Raw genomic sequence first — 25,721 nt, forward strand, 5'->3', positions numbered from 1 at the left:
CTGCGAGCCTATCGTCCCGGCGGCGAGGCGGGTAACCGGCACTCCGGCGACCGGGAGATCACACCCGGCGGCCGATGCTGTAGCTCGCGGCCCGGTCGCGCACGGTCAACAGGTAGCTGTGCGACTGGTTGTAGGTGAGCAACGCCCGCTGCCAGCCGTGCTCGGAGGTGAGGTCGCCACCGCTGGCGCACAGATACCTGGCTGCGGTGAGCGCGGCGTCATCGATGTTCTGCGGATCCGCGACGCCGTCTCCGTTGGCGTCGACGCCCCAGCGCTTCCAGGTCTCCGGGATGAACTGCAGCGGGCCGACGGCGCGATCGTGCTCCGGATCGCCGTCGAGCACGCCGCCGTCGGTGTCCCGCACCAACGCGACGCCCGGCGAGCCGTCCAGCGGGACTCCGATGATCGGCGGGCGGACCGAGCCGTCCGCGCCGAGCTGCGCCCCGCGATGGGTGCCGTGCTTGCTCTCCACGCTCGCGATGCCCGCGAGCGTCGTCCACGCGATGCCGCAGTCGGGACGGGCCCTGGTCATCACGGCCGCCGCGTAGCCGTACGCCTCCAGCGCGATCAGCGGTATGCCGAGCCCATCGGCCTGCTCATCGGCCCAGCCGCGCAACTGGACGGCCGTGCGACCGGGAGCGTCCAGGTCGATCACGGGCAGCGGGGTGCCCGGCCCGGGCGGGATGCCCTCTGGGATCGGGGTGCGGTCGGTCCCGCAACCGGCGAGCCCGAGGAGCACCACGATGGCGGCCGAGACGCCGGTCTTTCGCAACACCCTTCCATCATCCAGATGACGGCGCGGGCCCGCGGCAAGCCGGTGACGGAGCGCACTGCGTGTCGAAAGCGCGTATGACCCGCACGGTCGCCGTGTCAGACCAGCAGTTCGCTGGTCGCGCTGTGCGTCGGCGCGGTGAGCACCGTTCCGGTGTCCCCGGATTCGACGACGCGTCCCTGGTCGAGGACGATCAGCCGGGGACAGTATCCGGCGACCAAGGCCATGTCGTGTGTGATGACCAGCAAGGCGGTGTCACGTTCGGACCGGATCCGATCCAGCAGCGCCATGATCGCCGCCGCGGTGGTGTGGTCCAGCGCCGAAGTGATCTCGTCGCACAGGAGCACGGCGGGTTCGGCGGCGAGGGCGCGGGCCAGCGCGACTCGTTGCCGCTGGCCGCCGGACAGTTCGTGCGGATAGCGGGCGGCCAGGTCGGCGGAAAGCTCGACGGCGGCAAGAATTTCCTCGATCCGCCACGCGAGATCCCGGCGTGCGACGCGCCCGATCCGCCGCAAAGGGCGGCCGAGCGTTTGCGCCACGGTGCGGCGCGGGTTGAGCGCGGACCGGGGGTTTTGAGTGACCAATTGAATGCCGCCCGCGCCATGGTGAATTCGCCGGTTCGCCCCAACGGCGATCGGGTCGCCACGCAGTTCGAGCGATCCGGTCGCCGAATGGTGCAGCCCCGCGAGCACGCGAGCCAAGGTGGTCTTGCCCGCGCCCGACGCGCCCACCACCGCGAGCGCCGAGCCCGCCTCCAGCGCGAGGTCGATGTCGGCGAGCACCCGGTGTCCGTCGATCGAGGCGCTGATGTTCTCGGCGCGCAGCACGACGTCGGGCGGTCGGTTGTCCGTCGAGACGGCCGAAGGCTTGTGACAGTTGCGCGCTCGCTCTCCGGTCGAGGCGACGTCCGGCGGAGGGAGAGCACTTCGCCGTTCGGCACACACCTGTGTACCGCCCGACGGAGACGGAGGCGGGGACGCCGGACGGACCGCGCCGAGTTCGACGATGTCGTCGGCGATCGAGTGCACGAGAGCGGTGTCGTGCCCGGACAGCAGGATCGCCGCCGAACGCTCGCGGGCGAGTGCCGCCAGCTGCCCGGCGATATCGGTGCGCAGTGCGCCGTGCAGCCCGGCCAGCGGCTCGTCGAGCACCAGCACGCCGGTCCGGCGGATCAGCGCCCTGGCGAGGGCGACGCGACGCTGCTGACCGCCGGACAATTCACCGGGGCGGCGGCGAAGGTAGTCCGGCGACAGACCGACCAGCGCGAGCGTGTCGATCAGGGTGGACTCGGGCGCGCGCGGCGCGACCTCGCGTAACAGGGCGCGCACGCGCAGCAGCGGGTTCAACGCCGACCCGGGATCCTGCCCGACGTAAGCGATATGCTGACGTCGGAAGCGTTGCAGCGCAATGCGATCGAGCGCCAGCACATCGTGTCCGGCAACCGATGCCGAGCCCGTCGTGCGCGCCGCAGCGGACGGGAGTTGCCCGAGCAGTGCGCGCATCACCGTGGTCTTGCCCGACCCGGACGGGCCGGTGAGCGCCGTGACCGTGCCCGCCGGTATCCGGAAAGTCGCGGGTCCGGCCAATTCTCGCCCGTCCGGTCCCAGCACGGTCAGGCCGTCGACCGCGACGAGATCGGCCCGCACCTGCCCGGCGTCATCCGCCTCGGCCGTCCGACGCGCGCTCGTCGTGACGTTCACGTTCATTCCCGCTCCCCTCGCCCGAACGCCGACACCGCCAGGTTCACGCTCACCGCGACGATCGCGATCGCGAGGCTCGGAGCTAGCACGGCCCAGGGGTTGAGCAGCATGCCGGAGGCGTTCTCGCGCACCATGACCGCCCAATTGCTCGCACCGAGCGTCGTGGGCAACTGGAGGAAGGACGCCGTGCTCACCAGATAGACCGCCGCCACGAAACGCAGCCCGAGCTGAGTCGTCGACACCGCGCGCAGGTTCGGGATCACTTCCCGGAATACCAGGTGACCGAGCGACTCACCGGCGGCTCGCGCGCTCTCGACATATCCGGACGCCGCGACCCCAGCGGCGGCGGCCGTGAAGATCCGCGCGCAATAGGGAACGCCGAACAGCAGCGCCAGGACGATCAGTCCCAGGGTTCCCGCGTCGGGCCACGAGGTCAGCACGAGCAGAATCCCCAGCACCGCGGGTAGCAGGATGAACAAGTCGGTGCCGAGTTCGATCCACTGGCCGATCCGCGGGCGCAGCGCCGCGACCGCGCCGAGGACACACGACAGTCCGGTCACCGACACCGCGATCACCGCGGCCACCAGCAGCAATCCCCAACCGCCATAGAGCAACTGGCTGAGCACGTCGCGGCCGAGCCGGTCGGTGCCCAACGGCGCGCAGGCAGCAGGATCGCCGAACGGGATGCCGATCGCTTCCTCCGCCGGGTGCGGCGCCAGCGTCGGTCCCAGCGCCGCCGCCAGCGTGACCAGCAGAGCGGGCGCGACGGCCAGCCACCCGAGCCGCCGCCGCGCCGGGCGCGCGATCTTCGCGGGAGCCGTCATCGCCGCCCCCGCAACGACCAGGCGCGGATGCCGTCGGCGGCGGCGAGCACGACCATGATGAGCACCCCGGACAACGCGACCACCGCGGCCACCACCGAAGTGTCCCGATCGGCCACCGAACCGGCCAGGACCGCCCCTAGACCGGGATAGTTGAACACGGTCTCCACCACCAGAGCACCGCCGAGCAGCATCCCGACCGTGGTGGCGAAGCTGGCGACGATCGTCGGCAACGCGAACGGCAGCACGTGCCGCGCCAGCACCGCACGGCCCGAAAGCCCATCCAGCACAGCGCTTTCCACGTGCGGAGCCAGCGTGGCGTCGGACAAGGCGGCGCGCACCACCCTGGTGTTCCATCCGATCTGGGGCAACGCGAGCGCGAGCACCGGCAACACCAGCATCTCCGGTCCGGCCGGCATCCCCGACCGGCCGGTGATGGTCACGGCGGGCAGCCAGCCCAGCGCCAGCGCGAACACCAGGATCAGCACCGTGGCGATCACGAATTCGGGAACGGCCACCGCGGTGGTCGTCGTCGGCTGCAAGACGCGCGCGGCCACGCTGCCCGGACGCGTCGCCCACCACGCGCCGAGCGCGAGCGACGCGAGCACGGTCACCGCGAGGGCGATACCGCCGAGCAGCAGCGTCGGCGGGAACTTGTCGACGAGCAGGTCGTCGACCGGCCGTCCGCGCGCGGTACGTCCGAAATCGCCGGTGACGACGCCCGCGATCCAGTTCCAGAACCGCACCGCCAGGGGACGGTCCAGTCCGAGTTCGTGTTCTTTGGCGGCGATCTGCTCGGGCGTGGCCTCCCGGCCGAGGACGGCGCGGGCGGTGTCGCCCGGCAGCAGGTCCACGGCGACGAAGACGCAGGCGAGCAGCGTCACCAGCAGGATGACGCGCCGGAGCAGCAGTCGCGCGAACAGCATCACCCGGCCAGCCAGGCCTTCTCCAACTGGACCCTGGCGAACCCGCCGAGCGTGGGCAGATCGCGCACCCGGGAGGCGGCGATGTCGATGCCGTCGGCCATGCCCCAGACCAGGTAGCCGCCGCGCTCGTACTGGATGCGCTGCAACTCCTGATTCGCCTGCCGGTACTCCGCGTCGGTGCGCGCGGCGAGCGCTTTCGCGGTCGCGGCGTCGAATTCGGCGTCCGTGAAACCGGTTTCGTTGCGGTTCGATCCGCTCGACAGCAATTTGCTCGCGAAGAAGAGGGTGGAGTCGTTGGTGCCCCAGGAGATCGTGTACAGCGGCGCCTTCAACCAGGTCTGGTCGTAGAAGGCGTTCGGCTCCTGGGTCACCACGTCCAGCCGGACGCCGATCTCGGCGAGCTGGGTGGCGATCACCTTCGCCGATTCCACCTCACCGGGCGCCTCGGCCTTGGTGACGAAGGGGTAGCTGCGCCCGGTGTCGAATTTCGCCTCGCGCAACAGCGCTTTCGCGCGATCGAGGTCGCGGGTGCGCTGGGCGAGGGAGGTGTCATAGAGCGGATCGGCCGTGCCGAGAATGTCGTTGGCCACCGTTCCGTATCCGGAATGCACCTGGTTGACCAAGGCTTTGCGGTCGACGCCGAGCCGTAGGGCGGTGCGCACCCGTGCGTCGGCGAACGGGCCGTCGGAGCTGCGCATGGCGACACCGACCACCGTGTCGTTCGGTCGGCGCACGACGGCCAGATCGCCGCGTCCCTCGGCGGTGCGGCCCGCGATGGCGCCGACGTTGGAGGCCAGGTCGATCTGCCCGCCGAGCACCGCGTTGCCCAGCGCGGTCACGCTTTCGAACATGGTTACCTCGATGGCGTCCAGCGGCGGCGGCCCGCCGTGCCACCGCTCGTTGCGCACCAGCCGGGCGTTGCCGCCCTGATAGGACTCCAACCGGAACGGTCCGCTGCCCACGGCCTTGGTGAAATCGGTGGTGTCCTTTTTGACCGTGAACGTCATCAGCCGCACCAGCAGCGGCAGTTGGGTATTCGGTTCGGGCACGGCCAGCACCACCCGGTTCGGCCCGTCGGCGGAGATGTCCTCCACGGCCACCGGCATCTTCGACGCGCCACCGACCGTGCGCAGCCTGCGCAGCGACCACACGACATCTTCGGACGTCACCGGTGTCCCGTCGTGGAAGGTCGCGTTCTCGGCCAGGGTGAAGCTCCAGCGCCGCCGGTCGGCGTCCGGCTCCCACCGATTCGCCAGGCGGGGAACGACGTTCGGGTTGCCGCCCGGCACGGTGAGGGCGTCGTAGACCAGGGAGGTGACGAGGAAGTCGCTGTCGTTGCTGAGGTTGGCGTGCGGATCGCGTTCGATGCGCGCCGCGGTGCCGAGCGCGCCGACTCGCAGCGTGCCGCCAGGTCGTGCGGGCCCGGACACGTCGGCGTCATCGGAACAAGCGGCCACCAGCAGCACAGCCCCCACGCCGAGACTCGACCGCAGCAAGTCCCTTCGATTCAAAACCATTGTGCTGCCCCTCTTCCTGAACCGAACCCACGGCGGTACCGCACACAGTGCCTTGATCAGGACAGGCTAGCCTAATGCGCGGCGCGACTCGCCGATACCGGCATCAAAACGGCAGTGCAAGGGCGCATCTCCCGCAAACCGCCGACCGAGCCCCGGCACGCCCGCCGGACCGACTTCACCCGAGCCGAAGTTATGCGATTCGGCTATTTTTTGCCGACTCGCTTAGGTAAGCCTTGCTTCACTTCATACAAAGGGCTACCTTCCCATACTAATCGTGAACCCTGCTTTTCCCACTGCTGCGAAGAAGGGATACCCGGTGAAAAGCGTTCTCTCCGAACGTAAGCCGCTTCACCCCCTAGACCTCGAACGACGCGAGCTTTCCCCGGAAGCGGGCCGCGCGGTGCGCGCTGCCGCCAGAGAGATATCGGTCACGCTCGATCTCGCACTCGCCGATCCGGCGGCCGCGGCGCGCACCCTCTCGGACCCCGCGCTCATCGAACGGATCGATGCGGGCGCGGCACGGCTCCCCGCCGAAGTGCGCCACGCCATGCGCCCGCCCGCCACCCCAGCGGGCGCCACGGTCGTCGGTCGTCTTCCGCTGGTGGACAACGAATTCGGACCGACTCCGCCGAACTGGCGGGAGGCGGCGCGCTGGAGCGGAGATCCGGAGCGGCGCGCGCGTTCGTTCGAACTCGACTTGGTGATGCTGCTGCTGGCGCGGAGCGCGGGCGAGCCGTTCGGCTGGCAGGGCCAGCAGGACGGCCGATTGGTCAACAATATCGTTCCCGCGGCCGGTCAGGAACACGAACAGTCCGGCGCCAGCAGCAAAGCGCTGCTCAGCCCGCACACCGAGGACGCCTTCCATCCGGAGCGCGCCCACCTGCTGATGCTCGGTTGCCTACGTAACCCGGATCTGGTCGGCACCACCGTGTCGTCGGTGCGCCGGATCGAACTGTCCACCGCGCAACGCGAACTGCTCAGCACTCCCGCACTGCCGATCCTGCCGGATGTCTCCTACGGCGACGGTCACGAAACCTACCCGGCCGCACCGATTCCGACGCTGTGGAGCGTCGCGGGTGCCGACCGGCAGACGCTGCGCTACGACCCGGCGTACACACCGCTCGACGACGCCGACCCGGATTTCCGCGCGGCCTATGAACAACTCGCCGCGGAGCTCGAACGCGTCTGCGTCACCGCGTCGCTCGCCCCCGGCGAGCTGTTGCTGGTGGACAACGACGTCGCCGTGCACGGCCGAGTGCCGTTCACCGCCCGGTACGACGGCACCGACCGGTGGCTCAAGCGAGTGAACATCCGGCTTCCGGAACGGCGGCGGCGGGCCGAGGAAGCCGACGAGAATGGCTACGGGCAACAAACCGTAGCCCCGTTCCGGACGGCGGCCACCCCGCCGGTTCAGAGCGGCACTCATGAGCGGGATGCAGTACGACATGATCGAGGACCCCTTGAGCACGCGTGACCGAAGCACACCCCTGCGGGTGTTGAGCCGAAGCGACCTCGCCGACGTGCCGATCACACCGGCCGCCGTGGTACGCGCCGTGGAAGAGGCGTATCTCGCCCTGGCGGCGGGTGATTCGGACAATCCGCGCAAGCTCAGCGTCGCCAACCCCGACGGCTGGTCGGTCGCCTACGCCATGCTCGGCCGGGACGGCCGCAGGCGCGTGGTGGCGATGAAGACCTCCTACAAGTTCGACCCCGGCCACGATCGCAGCACGAAGCGGTACTACACGACCATCACGCTCTACGACGACAGCACCGGCGCGCCGATCGCGATGATGGACTGCGCGCGGGTCGGCGCGTTGCGCACGCCCGCGGTGTCGGCTCTGCTGGTGCGCGAGACGATCCGGCGGGGCGCGGAGAGCGTGCTGCTGATCGGCACCGGAACCCAGGGCCGCAACGCCCTTCCGCATCTGCTCGCCGCGAACCCGCAGCTGCGCAAGCTGATGGTCTACGGCACCCACCCCGAGGGCCTGGCAGCCGTGCACCGCGTGCTCGCCGAGCACCATCCGCACGCGCTGCTCGAGACCGTCACCGATCCACGCGCCGCGGCGGCCACGGCCGATGTCGTGCTGGCCACGGCGGGCCCGGCCACCGAAGTGGCGCTCGAATCCGACGATCTGGCGCCCGGTTCGGTGGCGGTGCTGGTCGGTTACGGGCTCGCGCCGTCCGCGCTGACCGATGCCGACCGCGTGATCGCGACCAGCGCCGAGCAGATGGCGCTGACCGGCACCGACATGGCCGGGCCCGACGGCACGCTGCGCACGGTGGACGCCGAGCTGCCGCAGATCCTCAATCGCCGTGCGGTCGCGCGCCGCTCCGACGACGAGCGCCTCTTCGTCTACAACAGCGGGCTGGTGCTGACCGACATCGCGGTGGCCCACGCGCTGGCGGAGCGGGCGATCGCGGAAGGCCGTGGCACGGAGGTACCGCTGTGGGACTAGCGCAGGGAGGTGCACGGTGGGACTAGAACACGCGAGTGTCACCGTGGAGCCCGCGGACGAGGCGGCCACGCGCGATTCGATCAGCGCGTCACCGATGCCCGCGCATCTCGATCCGTGGGAGCGCCGCCTGTTCGCCGATCCGGATCTGCTCGGTGACCTCGCTTTCACGCTGGGCGGGCCGTTCCACGTGATGTACCCGGCGCGGGTCGGCCACAACATCCGGGCGTTCCGCGCCGCTTTCGAGAGCGCCGGGGTGCAAGGTGCCATCTACTACGGCAAGAAAGCGAACAAGGCCGCGTGCGTCGCGCGGGCCTGCGCGGAAAACGGTGCGGGCGTCGACGTCGCCAGCGTCGGCGAGCTGACCGCCGCGCTGGCACAAGGCGTACGCGGTGCCGAGCTCATGGTGACCGGACCGGCGAAGGCGGACGACCTGCTGTGGCTGGCCGCCCGGCACGGTGCGCTGATCGCCGTGGACGATCTCGGCGAACTCGAACGGCTCGCCGCGCTCGCGTCCTCCGACGGGCCCGCGCGAGTGCTGATCCGCGTGCTGCCCGCAGCCTCGGCCAGCCGGTTCGGCATGACCTCCGGCGAAATCGAGGAAGCCCTCGCATTGTGCGGCGTACGCGATTCGATTCGCCTGGAGGGCTTCAGTTTCCATCTGTCGGGCTACGACGCGGTGGCGCGCGCGGAACTGGCGGGCGAGCTGATCGCCCGCTGTCTGCACGCGCGCACGCTGGGGCATCCGGCCACCACCGTGTCGATCGGCGGCGGGTTCGGCGTCGACTACGTTCCGGCGGACGCGGCGATGGAGTTCACGGCGCGGGCGGGCAGGCAGTGGTTCCACTCCGGCAAGGCCTTCGATTCGTACTATCCGTACCACTTTCCGGCGCCCGGCGCGGCCATGCTCGCGCAGATCCTCGACCACGCGGATCTCGCCGGACGACTGCGCGACAACGCCGTGCGGCTGGCCGTCGAACCGGGGCGCGCGCTGCTCGCGCACGCGGGCTGCACCGTCTTTCGCGTCCAAGGCAGCAAGACCAGGCACGCGCACGGCCAGCCCTACCGGTTGCTCACCGTGGACGGCACCAGCCTCAGTCTCTCGGAGCAATGGTTCGACAGCGAGTATCTGCCCGATCCGGTGCTGTGGCCCGCACGGCCCGGCACCGCGACGCCGACCAGCGTCGGGGCCGCCACCTGTCTGGATTCCGACATGCTGAGCTGGCGGCGGGTGCCGCTGCCCCGCCCCGCCGAGGTCGGCGATCTGCTGATCTACCCGAATACCGCCGGTTATCAGATGGATTCGAACGAGTCCGCGTTTCACGAACTGCCCATCCCACCGAAAGTCGTACTGCACGACGCACCCGGCGATCGCTTCCGCTGGACCCGCGACGGCAGCTGACCCGACTTCCCGACCAGAACCAGGAGACCTCGATGCCGCTCGTCACGCGCGTGACGGATCTGATCGGCCGCACGCCGCTGTTCGAGCTCGCGGCGACCGCGACCGGCACCCGCCTGCTGCTCAAACTGGAGCAGTTCAACCCGACCGGTGCGGCCAAGATCAGGATGGCGCGCGAAATGGTGCTCGACGCCGAGCGTCGCGGTTTGCTACGCAGTGGCGGACATATCATCGAGTCCACATCCGGCAACACCGGGCTCGGCCTCGCGGTAGTTGCCGCGGAACGTGGGTATCGCTTCACCGCAGTGGTCGACCATCACGCATGTAAGGACAAACTGCGCGCGATGCGGGCAATGGGTGCGGAACTGGTGTTCGTCGCCGACGAGGGCGACGACAACCTGGCCACCTCGGCACGGGAGGACCTCGCCGAGGCGATGGCGGCCGAGCGGGACGACGCGTACTTCACCGAGCAGCACAACAACGACGCCAACGCGGTGGGCTACTACCCGGTGGCCGAGGAATTGCTCGAGGACGTCGACCGGGTCGACATCCTGCTGTCCGCCGTGGGAACCGGAGGTTCGCTGTTCGGCACCGCGACCCGGCTGCGCCAGCTCGGCTGCACGCCGCACGTCATCGGGGTCGAACCGGTCGGCTCGATCGCCTTCGGCGGGCCGGGCGGTCCGTACTGGCAGTCGGGCACCGGCACCCCGCCGGGCGCCACCATCGGCACCGCCGTGGACTATTCGCTGCTGGACGAGGGCGTGAAGGTCACCGACGTGGCGGCCTTCGCGACCGCCCGCGCGGTCGCCGCCGAACTGGGGCTGATGATCGGCGGGTCGGCGGGCGGCTCGGTGTACGCCGCGCTCACCCGGCTGGAGGAGTTCCCGCCGGGCTCCACCGTGGTCACCATCGTGTGCGACGGCGGGGAGAAGTACTTGGACACGGTGTTCGACGACGAGTGGATGAACGAGCGCGACCTGCTCGACCCCGGCACCGAACGCGAGATCGCGCTGCTGCTGCGGCGCTACACGCCCGCCGCCAGGAACACGTTGGTGGAAGCGCGGTGAGGTCCGGTCGTTGGTACGGTGCGACGCTGCGCCCGCGCGGGACGACGCTCCCGCCCTCTGTGAAGGAGAACCGGTGATCGTGACGAGTTTCCGCGGCGACGGCGGGCGGCTCACCGCGCTGGCGACACCGATCGCGCTGACCCAGCTCGCCCAGATCGCGGTATCCACCACGAACATCGCGCTGATGGGCACGCTCGGCGTGCGGCAGGTGGCCGCGGGCGGCCTGGCGATCGTGCTGTTCAACCAGATCCGCACCATGTGCGTCGGTTTGATCACCGGCAGCGGCAACCAGATCGCCACCGCCGTGAGCGCGGCGGGCAAACGCGGCGAATCACCGGATCCGGAGATCCGCGACCTGCTGCGCTCGAGCTTCGCGATCGCCACGATCGCCGGGTTGCTCGGCGGTGCGGTGCTGATCGGGCTCGGCTGGGCGCTGCCCTGGCTCGGCCAGGACCCGGGAGTGCTCGCCGACGCCCGCCCGCTGATGATGGCGCTCGCGCCGGGCCTGCTGCCGTGCCTGTGGTTCCAGGTGCTGCGCCAGTACACGGTCGGCATGCAGCGCCCGCAGGCGCTGCTGCTGGTGACGCTCGGCTCGGTGGTGCTGAATCTGCTGTTGGCGCTGGGCTTCATCCACGGCAAGGGCGGCCTGCCCGAACTCGGGCTCACCGGTATCGGTGTCGCGACCTCGCTGGTCTTCCTGATCACCTTCGGCGTGTTCTGGGTGATGGTGTGGCGCGACGAGGAACTCGGCCGTACCCTGCCCGGCACGCCGCTGCCGGTGCGGCTCACCACCGTGCGCGCCGAGCTGCGACTGGGCACGCCGATCGCGCTGACCTACGGCTCCGAGGCCGGCATGTTCTCGGTGCTCGCGCTGGTCATGGGCAGCATCGGCCCGGCGGCGCTGGCCGCGCACAACGTCGTCTACCAGATCATCTACATCGTGTTCCAGGTGGCGATCGGTCTCTCGCACGGTGCGTCGATCCTGGTCAGCCACGCGGTCGCGCGCGACGAGCACGCGCACGCCCGTGCACTGGCCTGGCTGGCGCTGCGGCATGCCGCGGTGATCGCCGCGGTGACAGGCGCGGTGTACGTGATGGCCCCCGATCTGGTGCTGCGCCCGTTCCTGGACTCCTCGGACGCCGACACCATCCAGGTCGCGCACACCCTGCTGCTGATCGGCATCGTGCTGCAATTCTTCGACGCCGCTCAGAACATCGGCACCGGCCTGCTGCGCGGGCTGAAGGCGACCAACGCGGGCTTCCGGCTCTCCCTGATCGGCTACTGGGGCGTAGGCCTTCCCGTAGCCCTGCTGCTGGCCTATCCGGCCGGGCTCGGCGCGGCGGGCGTCTGGTGGGGACTCACCGCGGGCCTGGCCACCACCGCGATCCTCATGCTGCGCCGCTACTTCGCGTTGCTGGACGAGAAGGACCGCGACCGGCCGCACTTGCTCCCGGAGACCCTCACGACCCAGAGCTGATCGGTCCCGATCGCGCTCCGGGCACCTCCGGGTCGTCGGACGGCTCTCGCGATCGCCGAAGCCGCATCGGCTGGGCCCCCGGCCGCACGACAAGTTGGGCTGAACCGGTCCGACGTGGTCCACGACGGACGCCTACCCGGCTCCGGGGCTGCCCCGGCACGCCACTCGCGGTGCCGAAGGGCGGCCTCGGAGCAGCTGAGTCCAGCCCGGGACGGGAATGCCTCGAAACCCGCCGCGTACCGGCCCGACGGCCCGTCGCCGGGCAGCGCCCGCAGCGGCTTCGACCGGAGCTTCGACGCTCGGGACCCGTGCTCGGACCATGCGATCGCGAAGGTCCGGCGGACTCCGGGCCTGCCGGTGCCGGAACGTGCGATCGAGATCGTGGGCACCGACGACGGCAACTGGACTCGCGCCGACCCGGTTCGGCCATCACCGTCGGCGCTCCACGCGTGCGGGTTCTGTCGACAACGACCGTGTCGGAGGGTGTGTCGCGTAGCGTTGAGAACGTCGTCGGCCGGGCCGGGATGACGTGCGCGGCCCGGGATCGGGAGGTGCCGGATGCTGAGCGTGTTCTCCTCGCCGGGGCACTACGTGCAGGGCCGGGACGCCACCGCCGCGCTCGGGGCGGAGATGACCCGCCTCGGCATCGGCGGGCCGGTGCTCATCGTGGCGGGCTCCAGCGCTTTCCGGCTGCTGGCAAACACCTGGGAGCGCTCGCTGACGGACGCGAAGATCGCCTATTCGATCCATCTATCCGGTGGCGAATGCAGCCGGGCCGAGATCGCCCGGATCGCCCACGCCGTCGAGGAATCCGGCAGCACGGTCGTCCTCGGGGCGGGCGGCGGCAAGGTGCTCGACGCGGCCCGCGCGGTCGCCGACGACCTCGATCTGCCGATGATCAGTTGCCCGAGCACCGCCTCCAGCGACGCACCGTGCAGCGCGCTGTCGGTGATCTACACCGACGCGGGCGAGTTCGAGGCGTATCAGCTCGTGCGGCGGAATCCGGCGCTGGTGCTGGTGGACACCTCGGTCGTCGCGCAGGCCCCGGCCCGGCTGCTCGCCGCTGGCATGGGCGATGCCCTGGCGACCTGGTTCGAGGCGCGCACGTGCAGCGCCGCCCAGGTGCGCAACATGCGCGGCGGCGCCTCCACGCGCAGCGCCACCGCCTTGGCCGAACTCTGCTATCGCACGCTGCTCGCCGACGGCGCGCAGGCGCTGACCGCCGTCCGCACCCGCGGCGTCACACCGGCGCTGGAGCGCGTCGTCGAGGCCAACACCTTGCTCTCCGGACTCGGCTTCGAATCGTCCGGGCTGGCCGCGGCGCACGCCGTGCACAACGGTCTGACCGCCGCCGCGCGAACGCGCCCGTTCCTGCACGGCGAGAAGGTCGCGTTCGGCACCCTCACCCAATTGGTGCTCGAGGGCGCGCCCGCGTCCGAGATCGGCACGGTGCTGGATTTCTGCGCCGAGGTCGGTTTGCCGACCACGCTGGCCGCCCTCGGGCTGCCCGATGCCGACGACGAGACACTGGCGGCCATCGCACAGCGTGCGACCGCTCCGGGCGAGACGATCCACAACGAACCCTTCACGGTGGATGCCGCGATGGTTGTGGACGCCCTGCGCACCGCCGACGCCCTCGGTCGGTGACCAATCCCACATCCACCCGCGTTCACCCAGCGTCCGACACCGAAACCTCACCTTCCCGCAAGCGAGTCTTCATCAACCGCCGGGAAACCTGTCCGTAACCGGCGCTATCGTGGCGACGGAGCCAAGCCAATGGCGGGCAAACCGCCAGGAGGGATTCGGTCCGGTGTCCATCACCAGAGTCGCGGAGTATCCGCGTCCGGATCATGTGTTGTTCCACTTCAGCGATACACATCTCATCGCGGGCGACGACCCCCTGTACGGCGATGTCGACGCCGACCTGCGGTTACGGCAACTGCTGGACCAGGCCGCGGCGAGCGGGATCCGGCCGACCGCGATCGTGTTCACCGGCGACCTCACCGACCGGGGCGAGCCCGCCGCGTACGCCAAGCTGAAGTCGATCGTCGAGCCATTCGCCAGAAGTCTGCAGGCACCCATCGTGTGGGTCACCGGCAACCACGACGACCGCGCCGCCCTCCGCGCCCGCCTGCTCCACGAGTACCCCACCAATTCCCCGCTGGACCGGGTGCATCTGATCGACGGATTGCGCATCGTCGCCTTGGACACCTCGGTGCCCGGCCACCACTACGGGGAGATCTCCGACGACCAGCTGGGGTGGCTGCGCTCGGTCCTGGCCGAGCCCGCGCCCTTCGGCACCATCCTGGCCATGCACCACCCGCCGGTGCCGTGCGTGATCGACCTCGCCGTCACCGTGGAACTACGGGATCAGCGCCGACTGGCCGACGTGCTGGACGGCACCGACGTGCGCGCCATCCTCGCCGGGCACCTGCACTTCTCCACCAGCGCCACGTTCGCGGGCATCCCCGTCTCGGTGGCGTCGGCCACCTGCTACAGCCAGGATCTCGGTGTGGCGCAGGGTGGCCTGCGCGGCCGGGACGGCGCGCAGGCCTTCAACTACGTGCACATCTATCCGGACACCGTGGTGCACTCGGTGGTGCCCATCGAGCGCGGTCGCACGGTGGGCGCTCCCGCCACGCCGGAGGAGGCGCGGCAACGGCTGACGGAGGAGGGCATCGTGATCCCGCCGGCCGCGCGCATCCCGCACGTCATGCGGCGCCCTGCGTCGACTCCGGAAGCGGATGACGAGGCGGTGTACTGAGCCGTTCCCACGGCGCGGGCTCGGGGTAGTAGCGGGCCAGGAACTCCGAGACGATCCGCACCCGGTCGGACTCGGCGACCTCGGGGAAACTGCCGTCGTTGAGGCAGAAGAAGTCGACGTCGCGATGACGCGCCAGCCCGTCCAGCAAAGCCAGACCGTGGTAGCTGGTCGTGTCGACGTACCGCATCTTCGCCGACTCCTGGGGCACCGCGCGCCCGGTCAGCATGGCGTAGTAGTGATACAGCGAATTGGTGACCGAGATGTCGGTGGCCGCGCGGAACCGGCTCGCGCTCGTGCGCGCGAAGTCCGCGGCGAACTCCTCCTCCATCTCCATGAGCACGCTGCGTCGCAGTGGCGCGGGCGTGTGCTCCAGGTGCCGCGTGATGACATAACCGAAGCGCTCCGCCAGCAGCGCCCGGTTCACCCTGGCGGCGTTCTCGAAACCGCTGCGCCGCTCGTTGTTGCGTCCGGGCCCGATCCTGGTGTCCGCTTCGATGAATCGGCTCACGCCGCCCGGCGTGAAGAACATCGACGGACGCACCGGACGTGCGAAGAACATGTCGTCGTTGGAGTACAGGAAGTGCTCGCTGAGCCCGTCGATGTGCTGCAACTGGCATTCCACCGCGTGCGAATTGAACACCGGCAAGCCGCTGACGTCCCGGAAGTGGTCCGCCGCGGGCACCACGGTCACCTTCGGATGCGCGGTCAGCCACTCCGGCGGTGTGGAGTCGGTCGCGATGAAGATCCTGCGGATCCACGGCGCGTTCTTGTGCACCGACCGCAGGGCGTACTTCAACTCGTCGATCTGGCGGATCCTGGCGTCCGCGTCGTCGCCCTCGCCGACCACGACCTGAGCGAGCATCCCGGCGCGGCGGGCGCGGAATTCCGGATCGGAGCCGTCCACCCAGGAGAACACCAGGTCGATATCGAACCCGACGTCACCGGTCTGCGGCGCGAACATGTCCGCCAGGGTGGGCCAGGTCCGGTCGAACAGCCGCACCTGCGTGCGCTGGACGTCGGCGAGGTCGAAGACCGGGCGGGTCAGCGCGTTCGGGCGCGGGCAGGTCACCGTGTCGCCGTGGTATTCCCACAGCTCCAGCTCGACATGGTGCGCCGGGTCGTGGTCGCGCCCGAGCCGGAAGACGTTGTGCCGCAATTCGACACAGGAGAACCCCGCCGACATCGCCGCGGCGGTCACCCGGCGCACCATCAGGCGCTGCGCCGCGTCGGCCGCGAGCACGAGCCGGTGCCCGCTGTCGCGCACCAGCAGGAACGGCACCTCCGCGGCGGCCAGTTCCGCGCGCAGGTAGCCGAGATCCTCGATCATCGCGGCGGACACGGCGAGATTGCTCGCCATGGCCCGCGTGACCATTTCCACCGCCCCCGAGTCCACTGCTCCCCTGTCCGTCATGACTGCCTCCACTTCCGTCGAACCACCGGTCTGAAGATTGCGTCCGGGGCACCGCGCCGAGCGCCGATCCGTCGATGCCGGGGCATCGACGTGCGAGGACCGCGCGCCTGGCGCGGTGACATTCAGAAGTGGGGAAGGGTGCCGAAGCGCGGGTACGAATTGATCACCCGGTATGTAGACGACTGGTAGACCATTTCGTTTCACCTCACTCACGGCCGGACGCGCATGGCGTCATGGATGGAAGCGCTGCACTCGTGCGGGAACGATCGAATGGCACGGGTGGCAGCTGCACGCCGGACGGTCATCGGCCGACTGGAAAGTGGTCTGCCCAGGAAACTCCGGGCACCTCTACGAATGATGCAACGCGCTCGACATTCCGTCAATCGGTGCGGCTGAACCGCGCCTGCCCGTGCGCTGCCCACGGCCGTGGCACACACTGGGCAATATAATTAGGATAGCCTCACCATAGCATCAAGAGGAAGGGTTGTGCCGGTGCGCGTCGTCATTCTGTTCGGATCCGAGATGGGCACCGCGGAGTCCGCGGCGGACACCATCGCCGCGGAGTTGCGCGGGGCGCACGACGTCTCGGTGCACGACATGACGGACTTCGACCTCGCGGATCTGGACGTCCGCGACTTCCACGTCGTCGTGTGCTCGACCTACGGCGACGGCGAGCTGCCGACCGGCGCCGAACCCTTCGCCGACGCGCTCGACCGCGACACGCCGGATCTGCACGGGCTGCGTTTCGCCGTCTTCGGGCTCGGCGACATCGTGTACGGCGACACGTTCAACCGCGGCGGCGAGATCATCGCCGAGAAACTCGCCGCGCGCGGCGCCGTGCAGGTGGGCGAACACGCCCGGCACGACGCGTCGGCAGAGGTCCGCGTGCGCGACATGGCCAGGGAGTGGGCCGCCGCGCTCGACATTCCCGCGCTGATCTCGGCCTGACCGCGCCGGGCACGCGCCGCTGGTCACCAAAGGGCGGTCCGGACAAAGCGCCCAGCGCCAGCGCGCAAGGCGCACAGCGCCTTAGACTGCTATCAAGCACGGCACAGCCCGCCGCGCTCGACGATCCATGAGGTGACGAAGATGGCAGCCGGAGCGAGCCCCGCCCAACGTCAGCACAACTCGACAGATCATCCCGAGCTGGACGCGCTCCCGGAATGGCCACTGGAGACGATCGGTGTACTGGTGACCACCGACCCTGCACCGCATGCGATTCCGGTGTCCTGGCCGGTGCGGGCCGGTGACCGGCGCATCCTGATCAGCCTCAAGTACGATCGCGGTTCGCTGGCGCGGTTGCGCGAACATCCAGAGGTGGCCCTGCTGATCCTCGGTGGAGGCAACGTGGCGATGTGCGCAAGGGGCACCGCACACGTGGTCGCCGAGCAGATGCCAGACGCCGCCGACTACGTCGCCGTCCGCATCGACGTCGACGTGATCGACGACCATCGCCAGTCGGCCTTCGCGGTCGTGCAAGGCATCCAGCGCACGGTGCTCGACGACGAGAGCGAGTTGCGGGCGCTGAAAGGCCGGGTCGACACCCTGAGATCCTGGGCAGACCACCAGAACTAGATCGGCCCGGCGTTCCCGGGAGCAGAGAAAGAGGCGGCACCGGCCGTGCCGCGCGGAAGGGGATCATGAGCGTCACTTTGGCCAAAGGCGGCAATGTCTCGCTGTCGAAGCAGGCCGCGAATCTCACCAAGGTGTCGGTGGGGCTCGGCTGGGACGTGCGCACCACCACCGGCGCCGACTACGACCTCGACGCCAGTGCGCTCGCCTGCGGACCGAATCTGAAAGTGCTGTCCGATCAGCATTTCGTCTTCTACAACAACCTGCGCTCGCCCGATGGATCCATCGAGCACACCGGCGACAACCTCACCGGCGCGGGTGAAGGCGACGACGAGGTGATCAACATCGACCTCACCGCCACACCGCCGAACATCACCAACATCTTCTTCCCGGTGTCCATCCATGACGCCGACGCACGCGGCCAGTCGTTCGGCCAGATCCGCAACGCCTTCATCCGCGTCGTCGACGCCGCCACCGGCGTCGAACTGGCCCGCTACGACCTCACCGAAGACGCCTCCACCGAAACGGCCATGATCTTCGGCGAGCTCTACCGCCACAACAACGAGTGGAAGTTCCGCGCCATCGGCCAGGGCTACGCCTCCGGGCTCGCGGGCATCGCCCGGGACTACGGCGTCAACGTCTGACGGTTCGATTCGGGTTCGCCGCGCCGGTCTTTCGGCCTCGTGCTCCATCGGCATCGAGCGCCGGAGGACCCGCGCGGCACGTTTCGGCTCCGGTCGAACTCACGGGAACCGCTTCGCGATCGCCGCGGCGATCGCTTCCGGTGCGTGCTCTTGAATGAAATGCCGCGCGTGCGGCAGCTCGACTACGTCGAGATCGGTGAAGGCGGCTCGCATTCGCGGGATACAGGCGTTCGGACGGAACACCATGTCCCGCATTCCCCACACCAAGAGGGCCGGCTTGTCGCCGAGCAGGACGGGCACATCTCGGGCGAGTCGGTCCAGCAGCGGGCGTGCGGCACGAATTTCCTTGGGCGTCGCGGCGAGTCCGCGTCGGGCTTCCACGGTGGGCTGCACCGCGCGATAGTGGTCGGCCTCGGCCGCGGTCAGCTTGCGCCCCAGTTCCGCGAGCAGGACGCGCTCGACGAGGAAATTCTGTTCGAGTATCCGCCGCTGCATCGGACGGCTGCCCATGATCACGCTGAACGCCCGATTCGCCAGCGCTTCGGTCGGCCAGAACGAGGTATTGCCCAGCACGATCCCCCGCACCCGATCCGCGCGCGCGGCGCTCGCGCCCAGACCGATGGGGCCGCCCCAGTCCTGTCCCATCAGAACGAAGCCGTCGAGCCGCAGGTGATCGATCAGTTCGCCGAGGACCGCGGTGTGCTCGGCGATCGTGTAGCCGAAACCCTCGGGACGTTCGGACAATCCGAAACCCGGATAGTCGACGGCGATACACCGGTACCGGTCGCGCAGGTCCTTCACGATGTGGCGGTAGAGGAAGCTCCAAGCCGGAGCGCCATGACAGAACAGCAGCGGCGGCCCGGCCCCCTCGTCGATGTAGTGAACTCGGCCCACCGACGAGTCGAACCAGCGCGACTCGAAGGGGTACAGACTCTTGTCAGGAACGAAATCGATCAGCATTGGCCCCTCCCTCCGAGACAGGCTACCTCGGGTGCACCCGAGCGCGCGGTCGCCTCCACCGAGGCGCCGTCTCCGGAGCGGAAACCCCCGTGGTCGGTTGATGAAGACTGACGATTTCAGCCCAGGCTGCCGGCCGAGTGGAACGACACGAATCGCGGAGTCACCCGCAGCAGAACGGGTCGTCGCAGGGGTCGCCCACTTCGCTGCCGTAGGCGATGAAGTGCTGGATCGGGCTCAGGATTCGGTCGGCGGTGGCGCGGTCGAGGGGTGGGGCGGATCGGGGGCTCGGGCGGTCCCAGGTGGGTGGGGGGTCGTCGATGTCGAAACAGGGTGCGCCATCGATGAACAGGGTCCACAGTGGGTGGTCGGGGAAGCCGTTGATCCGGAGGACCCACCACCGGCCGTCGACGTGGGCGGCGACGGGGAATTTGCCGTTGCCGGTCGATTGCCATTGTGGTCGGGCGTTCAATTCGGGATACGGCATTTTCTCAGTGTCCCCTGATACCGACGGCCCTGCGGATGGGACCGCGTTCGGGTGAGGCGGCTTCCTACTCGTAAGCCCAGAAGGCGCGCCAATCCTCCGCGGTGAGCGGAAGACGTTCACCGCGTTCTTTTTCCGCCACGTCCTCGGCCGCGCGAATGGCGGCGGCGAAGCTCAGCGTCGCTTTGCGGAGGCGTTCTTCGGCGCTTTCCGGGCCACCGAGGTGCACGACGCGCAGGGCTTCCGGAACCAGGTCGGACGGCAGGCCCGCTTTGGTGCTGCGGGAGACGATCTTCTCGGCGAGGGCCAACGCGGGCTGGGCCATGGCTATGCCGTCCAGGCAGGAGCGGCGGGACTTCTCGGCGGATTTGCGTTCTTCCCAAGCGCGTTCCTGGGCGGCGATCTTCTCGGCCACCGAGGCGTCGGGATCGATCGCGGAATCCACCAGGTGCGGGCTGCGGTTGACCAGCTTGGCCACCAGCGCGGCGGCGACGTCGTCGACGGTGAATTCACCTGCGGCCTCGGCGATCCGGGAGTGGAAGAGCACTTGCAGCAGCAGGTCGCCGAGTTCTTCCTTGATCGTCTCGGCATCGTCGTGCTGGATGGCGTCGAGCAGTTCGTAGGTCTCCTCGAGCAGATAGGGGCGCAGCGAGTCGTGGGTCTGGGTGACCTCCCACCCACCGAAATGCCAGAGCCGGTCCATGACCTCGACCGCCCCGGCCAGCCCCGCCGCGACCACCGCGGTGTCCGTGCGCGGTGTCGCCTCCCCGTCGCGCTCCACGCCGTGAACCGCGCGATGGCGGGCGGCCCGCAGAACGGACTCGTCGCGTGTCGAGCTCATCGCGGCGCCATCTCGGCGGCGACGGTGAGGTCGACCGCTCCCTGCGCCTTCCCGTCCAACGCCAGCAACAGATCGGCGGCGAATTGCAGCAGCACGACATCGCGGACGCGCTCGGCCCCGACACTGTCCTGCACGCGCGGCAGCGGAAGCTGCACCACCCCGGACGCGGCGCGGTACCCCGCGCTCGGGTAGAGCCGCTTGAGGCGCATCTGCTTGGAATCGGGCAGGTGCAGCGGCGAGATCTTCAAGGTCGTCCCGGTGACCGCGATCTCGGTGACCTCGTACTCGCGGGCGAGCAGGCGCAGTTTGGCCACCGACACCAGACGCCCGACTTCCACCGGCAACGGGCCGTACCGGTCGACGAGTTCCTCCACGACCTGCGCGAGCGCCGAATCATCCTGCGCGGCGGCGAGTTTGCGGTATGCCTCCAGGCGCAGCCGGTCACTGGCGATGTAGTCCGGCGGGATGTGCGCGTCGACGGGCAGGTCGATGCGCACCTCCTTGACCTCCTCGGTGGTGATCGGCTTGCCGTCCGCGGCGGCGCGATACGCCTCGACGGCTTCCCCGACCAGCCGCACGTAGAGATCGAAGCCGACCCCTGCGACGTGGCCGGACTGCTCGGCGCCGAGCACGTTGCCCGCGCCGCGGATCTCCAGGTCCTTCATCGCGACCGCCATGCCCGCGCCGAGATCGGAGTTCTGCGAGATGGTGGCCAGTCGGTCGTAGGCCGTCTCGGTGAGCGGCTTCTCCGGCGGGTAGAGGAAGTAGGCGTAGCCGCGTTCCCGGCTGCGCCCGACCCGGCCGCGCAGCTGATGCAACTGCGAAAGGCCCAGCGCGTCGGCGCGTTCCACGATCAGGGTGTTGGCGTTGGAGATGTCCAGACCGGTCTCGATGATCGTGGTGCACACCAGCACGTCGTATTCGCGCTGCCAGAAGCCCTGCACGGTGGACTCCAGCGCGTCCTCGTTCATCTGGCCGTGCGCGACCGCCACCCGCGCTTCGGGCACCAGATCGCGAATCCGCTTGGCCGCCTTGTCGATCGACGACACCCGGTTGTGCACGTAGAACACCTGGCCGTCGCGCAGCAACTCGCGCCGGATCGCGGCGGTGACCTGCTTGTCGTTGTAGGCGCCCACGTAGGTGAGCACCGGGTGGCGTTCCTCCGGCGGGGTGAGGATGGTCGACATCTCGCGAATCCCCGCCAGGCTCATCTCCAGGGTGCGCGGAATCGGGGTGGCCGACATGGTGAGCACGTCGACGTGCGTGCGCAGCGCCTTGATGTGCTCTTTGTGCTCGACACCGAATCGCTGCTCCTCGTCGACCACCACGAGGCCGAGGTCCTTCCAGCGCACGCCGGTCTGCAACAGCCGGTGCGTGCCCACCACGATGTCGACGCCGCCGTCGGCCATTCCCTCCAGCACCGCGCGGGCCTCGGCCGGATCGGTGAAGCGGGACAGGCCTTTCACGGTGATCGGGAAACCCGCGACGCGCTCGGTGAAGGTCTGCAGGTGCTGCTGCGCGAGCAGCGTGGTGGGCACCAGCACGACGACCTGTTTGCCGTCCTGCACCGCCTTGAACGCCGCGCGCACCGCGATCTCGGTCTTGCCGTAGCCGACGTCGCCGCAGACCACGCGGTCCATCGGGACGGCCTTCTCCATGTCCGACTTCACCTCGGCGATGGCGGTCATCTGGTCGACGGTCTCGGTGAACGCGAACGCGTCCTCCATCTCCTTCTGCCACGGCGTGTCCGGTCCGAACGCGTGACCGGGCGCCGCCTGGCGGGCGGCGTACAGCTGCACCAGCTCGCCGGCGATCTCGCGAACCGCTTTGCGCGCCTTGCGTTTGGTGTTGGCCCAGTCCGAGCCGCCGAGCTTGGACAGGCTGGGCATCTCGCCGCCGACGTAGCGGGAGAGCTGGTCGAGCGACTCCATCGGCACGAACAGCCGGTCACCGGGCTGGCCGCGTTTGCTCGGCGCGTACTCGATCACCAGATACTCGCGGCGCGCGCCGCCGACGGTGCGCTCGATCATCTCGACGAACTTGCCGATGCCGTGCTGGTCGTGCACCACCATGTCGCCCGCGCTCAACGCGAGCGGGTCGACCTGGTTGCGCCGTTTGGCGGGCATCCGCTTGCCCTCGGTCGGCGCGGTGACCCGGTTGCCGGTGAGGTCGGATTCGGCGACGACCACCAGACCCGCGCCCTCGAAGACCAAGCCGTCGTGCAGCGAGCCGCACAGCACGCCCACCACGCCCTCGTTCGGCTCCGCGCCCGCCGCCAGCGCCGCGGCGGGGACCTCCGCGTCGGCCAGCCGTTCCAGGATGCGCTGCGCCGTGCCGTGGCCCGCGACGACCACCACGGCCCTGCCGCCGGTGAGCACGTGGGCGCGCAACGAGGCGAACATGGTCGCCACCAGTTCGTCGGACCCGCGCGCGGCCGGGCCGGGCAGCACCGGCAGCACGACCTCGGAGGAATCCCCGGAAGCGAGCGGGCTCAGCGTCCACCAGGGCAGGCCCTGTCGCTCGGCGCTGGCCTGGATCTCGGGCAGCGGGCGGTAGGCGGAGGCGGCCAGGTCGAGTCCGTGTCCGCCGAGCGGCGCGGCGCCGCCGAACGAGGCCGCGGTCCAGGATGCCTCCAGGAATTCCTCGCCGGTACGTACCAGGTCGGCCGCGCGGGTGCGGATCTTCTCCGGATCGCACAGCAGTACGTGGGTTCCCTCCGGCAGCACCTCGGTGAGCAGGCACAACTGCCCCGGTTGCAGCACCGGCAACAGCGCTTCCATGCCCTCGACCGGGATGCCCTGCGCGAGTTTCTCCAGCATCTCCACCAGCGCCGCGTCGGCCGCGTTGGCGGCGGCGACCTCGGCCGCCCGCTCGCGCACCTCGGGGGTGAGCAGCAGTTCCCGGCACGGCGGCGCGACCACGACGTCCACCGCGACGTCCGGCAGCGAGCGCTGGTCGGCGACGGAGAACGGCCGCAGTTCGGTGACCTCGTCACCCCAGAATTCCACGCGCACCGGATGGTCGGCGGTGGGCGGGAAGACGTCCAGGATGCCGCCGCGCACCGCGAACTCACCGCGCTTGCCCACCATGTCGACCCGGGTGTAAGCGAATTCCACCAGCCGCGTGAGCAATTCGTCGAAGTCCAGCTCGGCGCCGACGCGCAGCACGATCGGCTCGATCTCGCCGAGCCCACCCGCCATCGGCTGCATCAGCGACCGCACCGTGGTCACCACCACGCGCAGCGGCGCGGGGAAATGCGGGTCGCCGGGGTGGGCGATCCGGCGCAGCACCTCCAGCCTGCGCCCCACCGTGTCGGCGCCCGGAGAGAGCCGCTCATGCGGCAGCGTCTCCCAGGACGGGAACTGCGCGACCGCGGGACCGAGCATCTCCACGAGTTCGACACTCAGGTCGTCTGCCTCCCGCCCCGTGGCCGTGACCACCACCAACGGCCGCTCGGCGGCCAACCGCGACGCGACGAACGGCCGCACCGCCGACGGCGCGACCAGCTCGACCGACGATGTGCCGATCAGCTCCGCGACGGTCCGTAGCGAGGAATCGGCACCGGCCGCGGCGGCCAGTCCCGCCAACGGGGGGCGGTGGGTGGACATCGACAACTCCTGAGCGCAGGCGACACGTTTCGAGCGGCCAACCGAGTCTAGTTAAGCGGGCATCTTGTTTTTGCAGCGCCCGCGCCGCCGCGAGGCGACTGCCGCCCCCGCCCGATACCAGAGCGCCCATCCGCGATCTATTTCGTCGCCGACACGGCCGCCCACCCGAACACGCTCCGGCTCCTCCCGGCGAGAAGCGAGCCACAGCGAGAAGGTCCGGCGGAGCCGTCAGCACGATTCGCGGCTACATCATCCGGCGGAACAAGCACACCACCGACGAGCACCTACGATAGCCAGGGCGAATGTCGCCCGACGCACACTGCGGGGCCCTTCACCAGAGGTGCAGGAAACTCCGGACGTCATCGAAACCGTCGAGTGCCCGCCCGTCCACGTCCGACGGATCCGCCTCGGCACGCGCCGACAAGGAGCGCGCCAACGCAACGGACTCATCGCTGAGCCGCCCGAACCGCCGAGCGGTATGTCCCAGGCACAGCCCGGCCAGCCCGAGCAGCGGGCTGCCGGACACAGCCCGCGTTCCGACCTGCGCACACCAGTGCTCGACGAACTCCCGATCGTCGTCGTTCAAGGCGCTGCCAACCAGAGCATCCGCCGCCTCGAACTCGTACGCGCGGTCTCCGAGCGCCCGCTCCAACACCGCGACTACCACCTCATGCGGCAGAGCAGGAGGATTGTGGAAGCTCCGATGCGTATGCATGCCGCGAGATTATCCATCCCCGTATGCCCCCGACCCATGACTCGATAAGGCGAACGTTGCCCGACGCGGGCACCAGCGCAACCACACCGGCCGAACGCCGTCGTTCAAGCGAATGAACCGAGCCTCCTTCAGCCCCGCTCACATTCCCACGACCACCGGCCACACGGGACAACCACCAACCAGCCACACCGACCGCACGCCCCGAAGCGAGCTCGACCACCGTCGCGCCCAGCGCACCCACAGCCACGTCGTCAGAGCGAAGCAAGACCGAGCATCTGCCGTTCGCGGCCCGGCACGCGTTTCCACGACCGCAGCGCACGCGACGAAAGAACAGCCCGAGCCCACAGCCAGCCACCACACGCGTGCACCGCGCAGCGAGCTTCGACACAAAAGCACCCAGCGCACCGCAACCCCGTCTTTCGAGCGAAGCGAGACCAAGCATCCGCCGTTCGCGGTCCTGCTCGCGTTTCCACGACCGCAGCGCACGCGACGAAACAGCAGCCCGAGCCCACAGCCAGCCACTACACGCGTGCACCGCGCAGCGAGCTTCGACACAAAAGCACCCAGCGCACCGCAACCCCGTCTTTCGAGCG

The 25,721-nt window shown here is 69.6% G+C and carries 21 protein-coding genes; 10 read left to right on the top strand and 11 right to left on the bottom strand.

The window, feature by feature from the left end:
* Positions 1 to 58: 58 nt before the first annotated feature.
* The 5 genes from ABZ824_RS29275 to ABZ824_RS29295 form a co-directional block, all read right to left on the bottom strand.
* Positions 59 to 775, bottom strand: a complete 717-nt coding sequence (locus ABZ824_RS29275) for a lytic murein transglycosylase (RefSeq protein ID WP_356966814.1) — start codon at positions 773 to 775, stop codon at positions 59 to 61.
* Between the two features lie 95 nt (positions 776 to 870).
* Positions 871 to 2,478 carry an ATP-binding cassette domain-containing protein gene (locus ABZ824_RS29280; RefSeq protein ID WP_356966816.1) on the bottom strand — a complete coding sequence of 536 codons (1,608 nt, stop codon included), beginning with the start codon at positions 2,476 to 2,478 and terminating at the stop codon, positions 871 to 873.
* Positions 2,475 to 3,296, bottom strand: a complete 822-nt coding sequence (locus ABZ824_RS29285) for an ABC transporter permease subunit (protein ID WP_356966818.1) — start codon at positions 3,294 to 3,296, stop codon at positions 2,475 to 2,477. Before ABZ824_RS29285 ends, ABZ824_RS29280 begins: the two co-directional genes overlap by 4 nt.
* Positions 3,293 to 4,219 carry an ABC transporter permease gene (locus ABZ824_RS29290; protein WP_356966861.1) on the bottom strand — a complete coding sequence of 309 codons (927 nt, stop codon included), beginning with the start codon at positions 4,217 to 4,219 and terminating at the stop codon, positions 3,293 to 3,295. The genes ABZ824_RS29285 and ABZ824_RS29290 overlap by 4 nt, the downstream gene beginning before the upstream one ends.
* Positions 4,219 to 5,736 carry an ABC transporter substrate-binding protein gene (locus ABZ824_RS29295; RefSeq protein ID WP_356966819.1) on the bottom strand — a complete coding sequence of 506 codons (1,518 nt, stop codon included), beginning with the start codon at positions 5,734 to 5,736 and terminating at the stop codon, positions 4,219 to 4,221. Before ABZ824_RS29295 ends, ABZ824_RS29290 begins: the two co-directional genes overlap by 1 nt.
* Positions 5,737 to 6,052: 316 nt before the next feature.
* Here ABZ824_RS29295 and ABZ824_RS29300 point away from each other — a divergent pair, with 316 nt between their 5' ends.
* The 7 genes from ABZ824_RS29300 (at position 6,053) to ABZ824_RS29330 (ending at position 14,896) form a co-directional block, all read left to right on the top strand.
* Positions 6,053 to 7,210, top strand: coding sequence for a TauD/TfdA family dioxygenase (locus ABZ824_RS29300; protein ID WP_356966820.1), 1,158 nt, complete (start codon positions 6,053 to 6,055; stop codon positions 7,208 to 7,210).
* Positions 7,182 to 8,192, top strand: coding sequence for an ornithine cyclodeaminase family protein (locus ABZ824_RS29305; RefSeq protein ID WP_356966863.1), 1,011 nt, complete (start codon positions 7,182 to 7,184; stop codon positions 8,190 to 8,192). Before ABZ824_RS29300 ends, ABZ824_RS29305 begins: the two co-directional genes overlap by 29 nt.
* A 16-nt stretch (positions 8,193 to 8,208) precedes the next feature.
* Positions 8,209 to 9,591 carry an alanine racemase gene (locus ABZ824_RS29310; RefSeq protein WP_356966822.1) on the top strand — a complete coding sequence of 461 codons (1,383 nt, stop codon included), beginning with the start codon at positions 8,209 to 8,211 and terminating at the stop codon, positions 9,589 to 9,591.
* Between the two features lie 32 nt (positions 9,592 to 9,623).
* Positions 9,624 to 10,655 carry a cysteine synthase family protein gene (locus ABZ824_RS29315; RefSeq protein ID WP_356966824.1) on the top strand — a complete coding sequence of 344 codons (1,032 nt, stop codon included), beginning with the start codon at positions 9,624 to 9,626 and terminating at the stop codon, positions 10,653 to 10,655.
* 73 nt (positions 10,656 to 10,728) lie between these two features.
* Positions 10,729 to 12,132, top strand: coding sequence for an MATE family efflux transporter (locus ABZ824_RS29320; RefSeq protein WP_356966826.1), 1,404 nt, complete (start codon positions 10,729 to 10,731; stop codon positions 12,130 to 12,132).
* 558 nt (positions 12,133 to 12,690) lie between these two features.
* Positions 12,691 to 13,779, top strand: a complete 1,089-nt coding sequence (locus ABZ824_RS29325) for a glycerol dehydrogenase (protein WP_356966828.1) — start codon at positions 12,691 to 12,693, stop codon at positions 13,777 to 13,779.
* Positions 13,780 to 13,942: 163 nt separating this feature from the next.
* Entirely contained in the window at positions 13,943 to 14,896 is a 954-nt protein-coding gene (locus ABZ824_RS29330; RefSeq protein WP_356966830.1) for a phosphodiesterase, read from the top strand.
* On the opposite strand, the gene ABZ824_RS29335 is transcribed toward ABZ824_RS29330, so the two are convergent.
* A complete protein-coding gene (locus ABZ824_RS29335) occupies positions 14,844 to 16,268 on the bottom strand; it encodes a stealth family protein (protein ID WP_356966865.1) in 1,425 nt (474 codons plus the stop codon). The genes ABZ824_RS29330 and ABZ824_RS29335 overlap by 53 nt on opposite strands.
* Before the next feature lie 531 nt (positions 16,269 to 16,799).
* On the opposite strand from ABZ824_RS29335, the gene ABZ824_RS29340 reads away from it, so the two are divergent.
* From ABZ824_RS29340 to ABZ824_RS29350, 3 genes are all read left to right on the top strand, one after another.
* The gene (locus ABZ824_RS29340; protein WP_356966832.1) at positions 16,800 to 17,255 is read left to right on the top strand and encodes a flavodoxin family protein; all 456 of its coding nucleotides are present in this window, start codon (positions 16,800 to 16,802) and stop codon (positions 17,253 to 17,255) included.
* Positions 17,256 to 17,396: 141 nt separating this feature from the next.
* On the top strand, positions 17,397 to 17,882 hold the full coding sequence (locus ABZ824_RS29345; RefSeq protein WP_356966867.1) for a pyridoxamine 5'-phosphate oxidase family protein: 486 nt from the start codon (positions 17,397 to 17,399) through the stop codon (positions 17,880 to 17,882).
* A 65-nt stretch (positions 17,883 to 17,947) separates the two neighbouring features.
* Positions 17,948 to 18,523: a TerD family protein gene (locus tag ABZ824_RS29350; RefSeq protein WP_355074495.1), complete on the top strand. Its 576-nt coding sequence runs from the start codon at positions 17,948 to 17,950 to the stop codon at positions 18,521 to 18,523.
* A 99-nt stretch (positions 18,524 to 18,622) separates the two neighbouring features.
* On the opposite strand, the gene ABZ824_RS29355 is transcribed toward ABZ824_RS29350, so the two are convergent.
* The 5 genes from ABZ824_RS29355 to ABZ824_RS29375 all read right to left on the bottom strand — a co-directional run bounded on the left by ABZ824_RS29355 (position 18,623) and on the right by ABZ824_RS29375 (position 25,128).
* Entirely contained in the window at positions 18,623 to 19,483 is an 861-nt protein-coding gene (locus tag ABZ824_RS29355; RefSeq protein WP_356966834.1) for a haloalkane dehalogenase, read from the bottom strand.
* A 160-nt stretch (positions 19,484 to 19,643) separates the two neighbouring features.
* Positions 19,644 to 19,967: a hypothetical protein gene (locus ABZ824_RS29360; protein ID WP_356966836.1), complete on the bottom strand. Its 324-nt coding sequence runs from the start codon at positions 19,965 to 19,967 to the stop codon at positions 19,644 to 19,646.
* Positions 19,968 to 20,031: 64 nt separating this feature from the next.
* On the bottom strand, positions 20,032 to 20,667 hold the full coding sequence (locus tag ABZ824_RS29365; RefSeq protein WP_356966869.1) for a MazG family protein: 636 nt from the start codon (positions 20,665 to 20,667) through the stop codon (positions 20,032 to 20,034).
* Between the two features lie 134 nt (positions 20,668 to 20,801).
* Complete coding sequence (gene mfd, locus ABZ824_RS29370) at positions 20,802 to 24,413, bottom strand: transcription-repair coupling factor (RefSeq protein WP_356966838.1); 3,612 nt, start codon at positions 24,411 to 24,413, stop codon at positions 20,802 to 20,804.
* Positions 24,414 to 24,744: 331 nt separating this feature from the next.
* Positions 24,745 to 25,128, bottom strand: a complete 384-nt coding sequence (locus ABZ824_RS29375; protein WP_356966840.1) for a hypothetical protein — start codon at positions 25,126 to 25,128, stop codon at positions 24,745 to 24,747.
* Positions 25,129 to 25,721 lie beyond the last annotated feature (593 nt).

Source organism: Nocardia sp. NPDC047038, assembly GCF_040644075.1.
In the GTDB taxonomy this organism is placed as follows: Bacteria; Actinomycetota; Actinomycetes; order Mycobacteriales; family Mycobacteriaceae; genus Nocardia; species Nocardia sichangensis.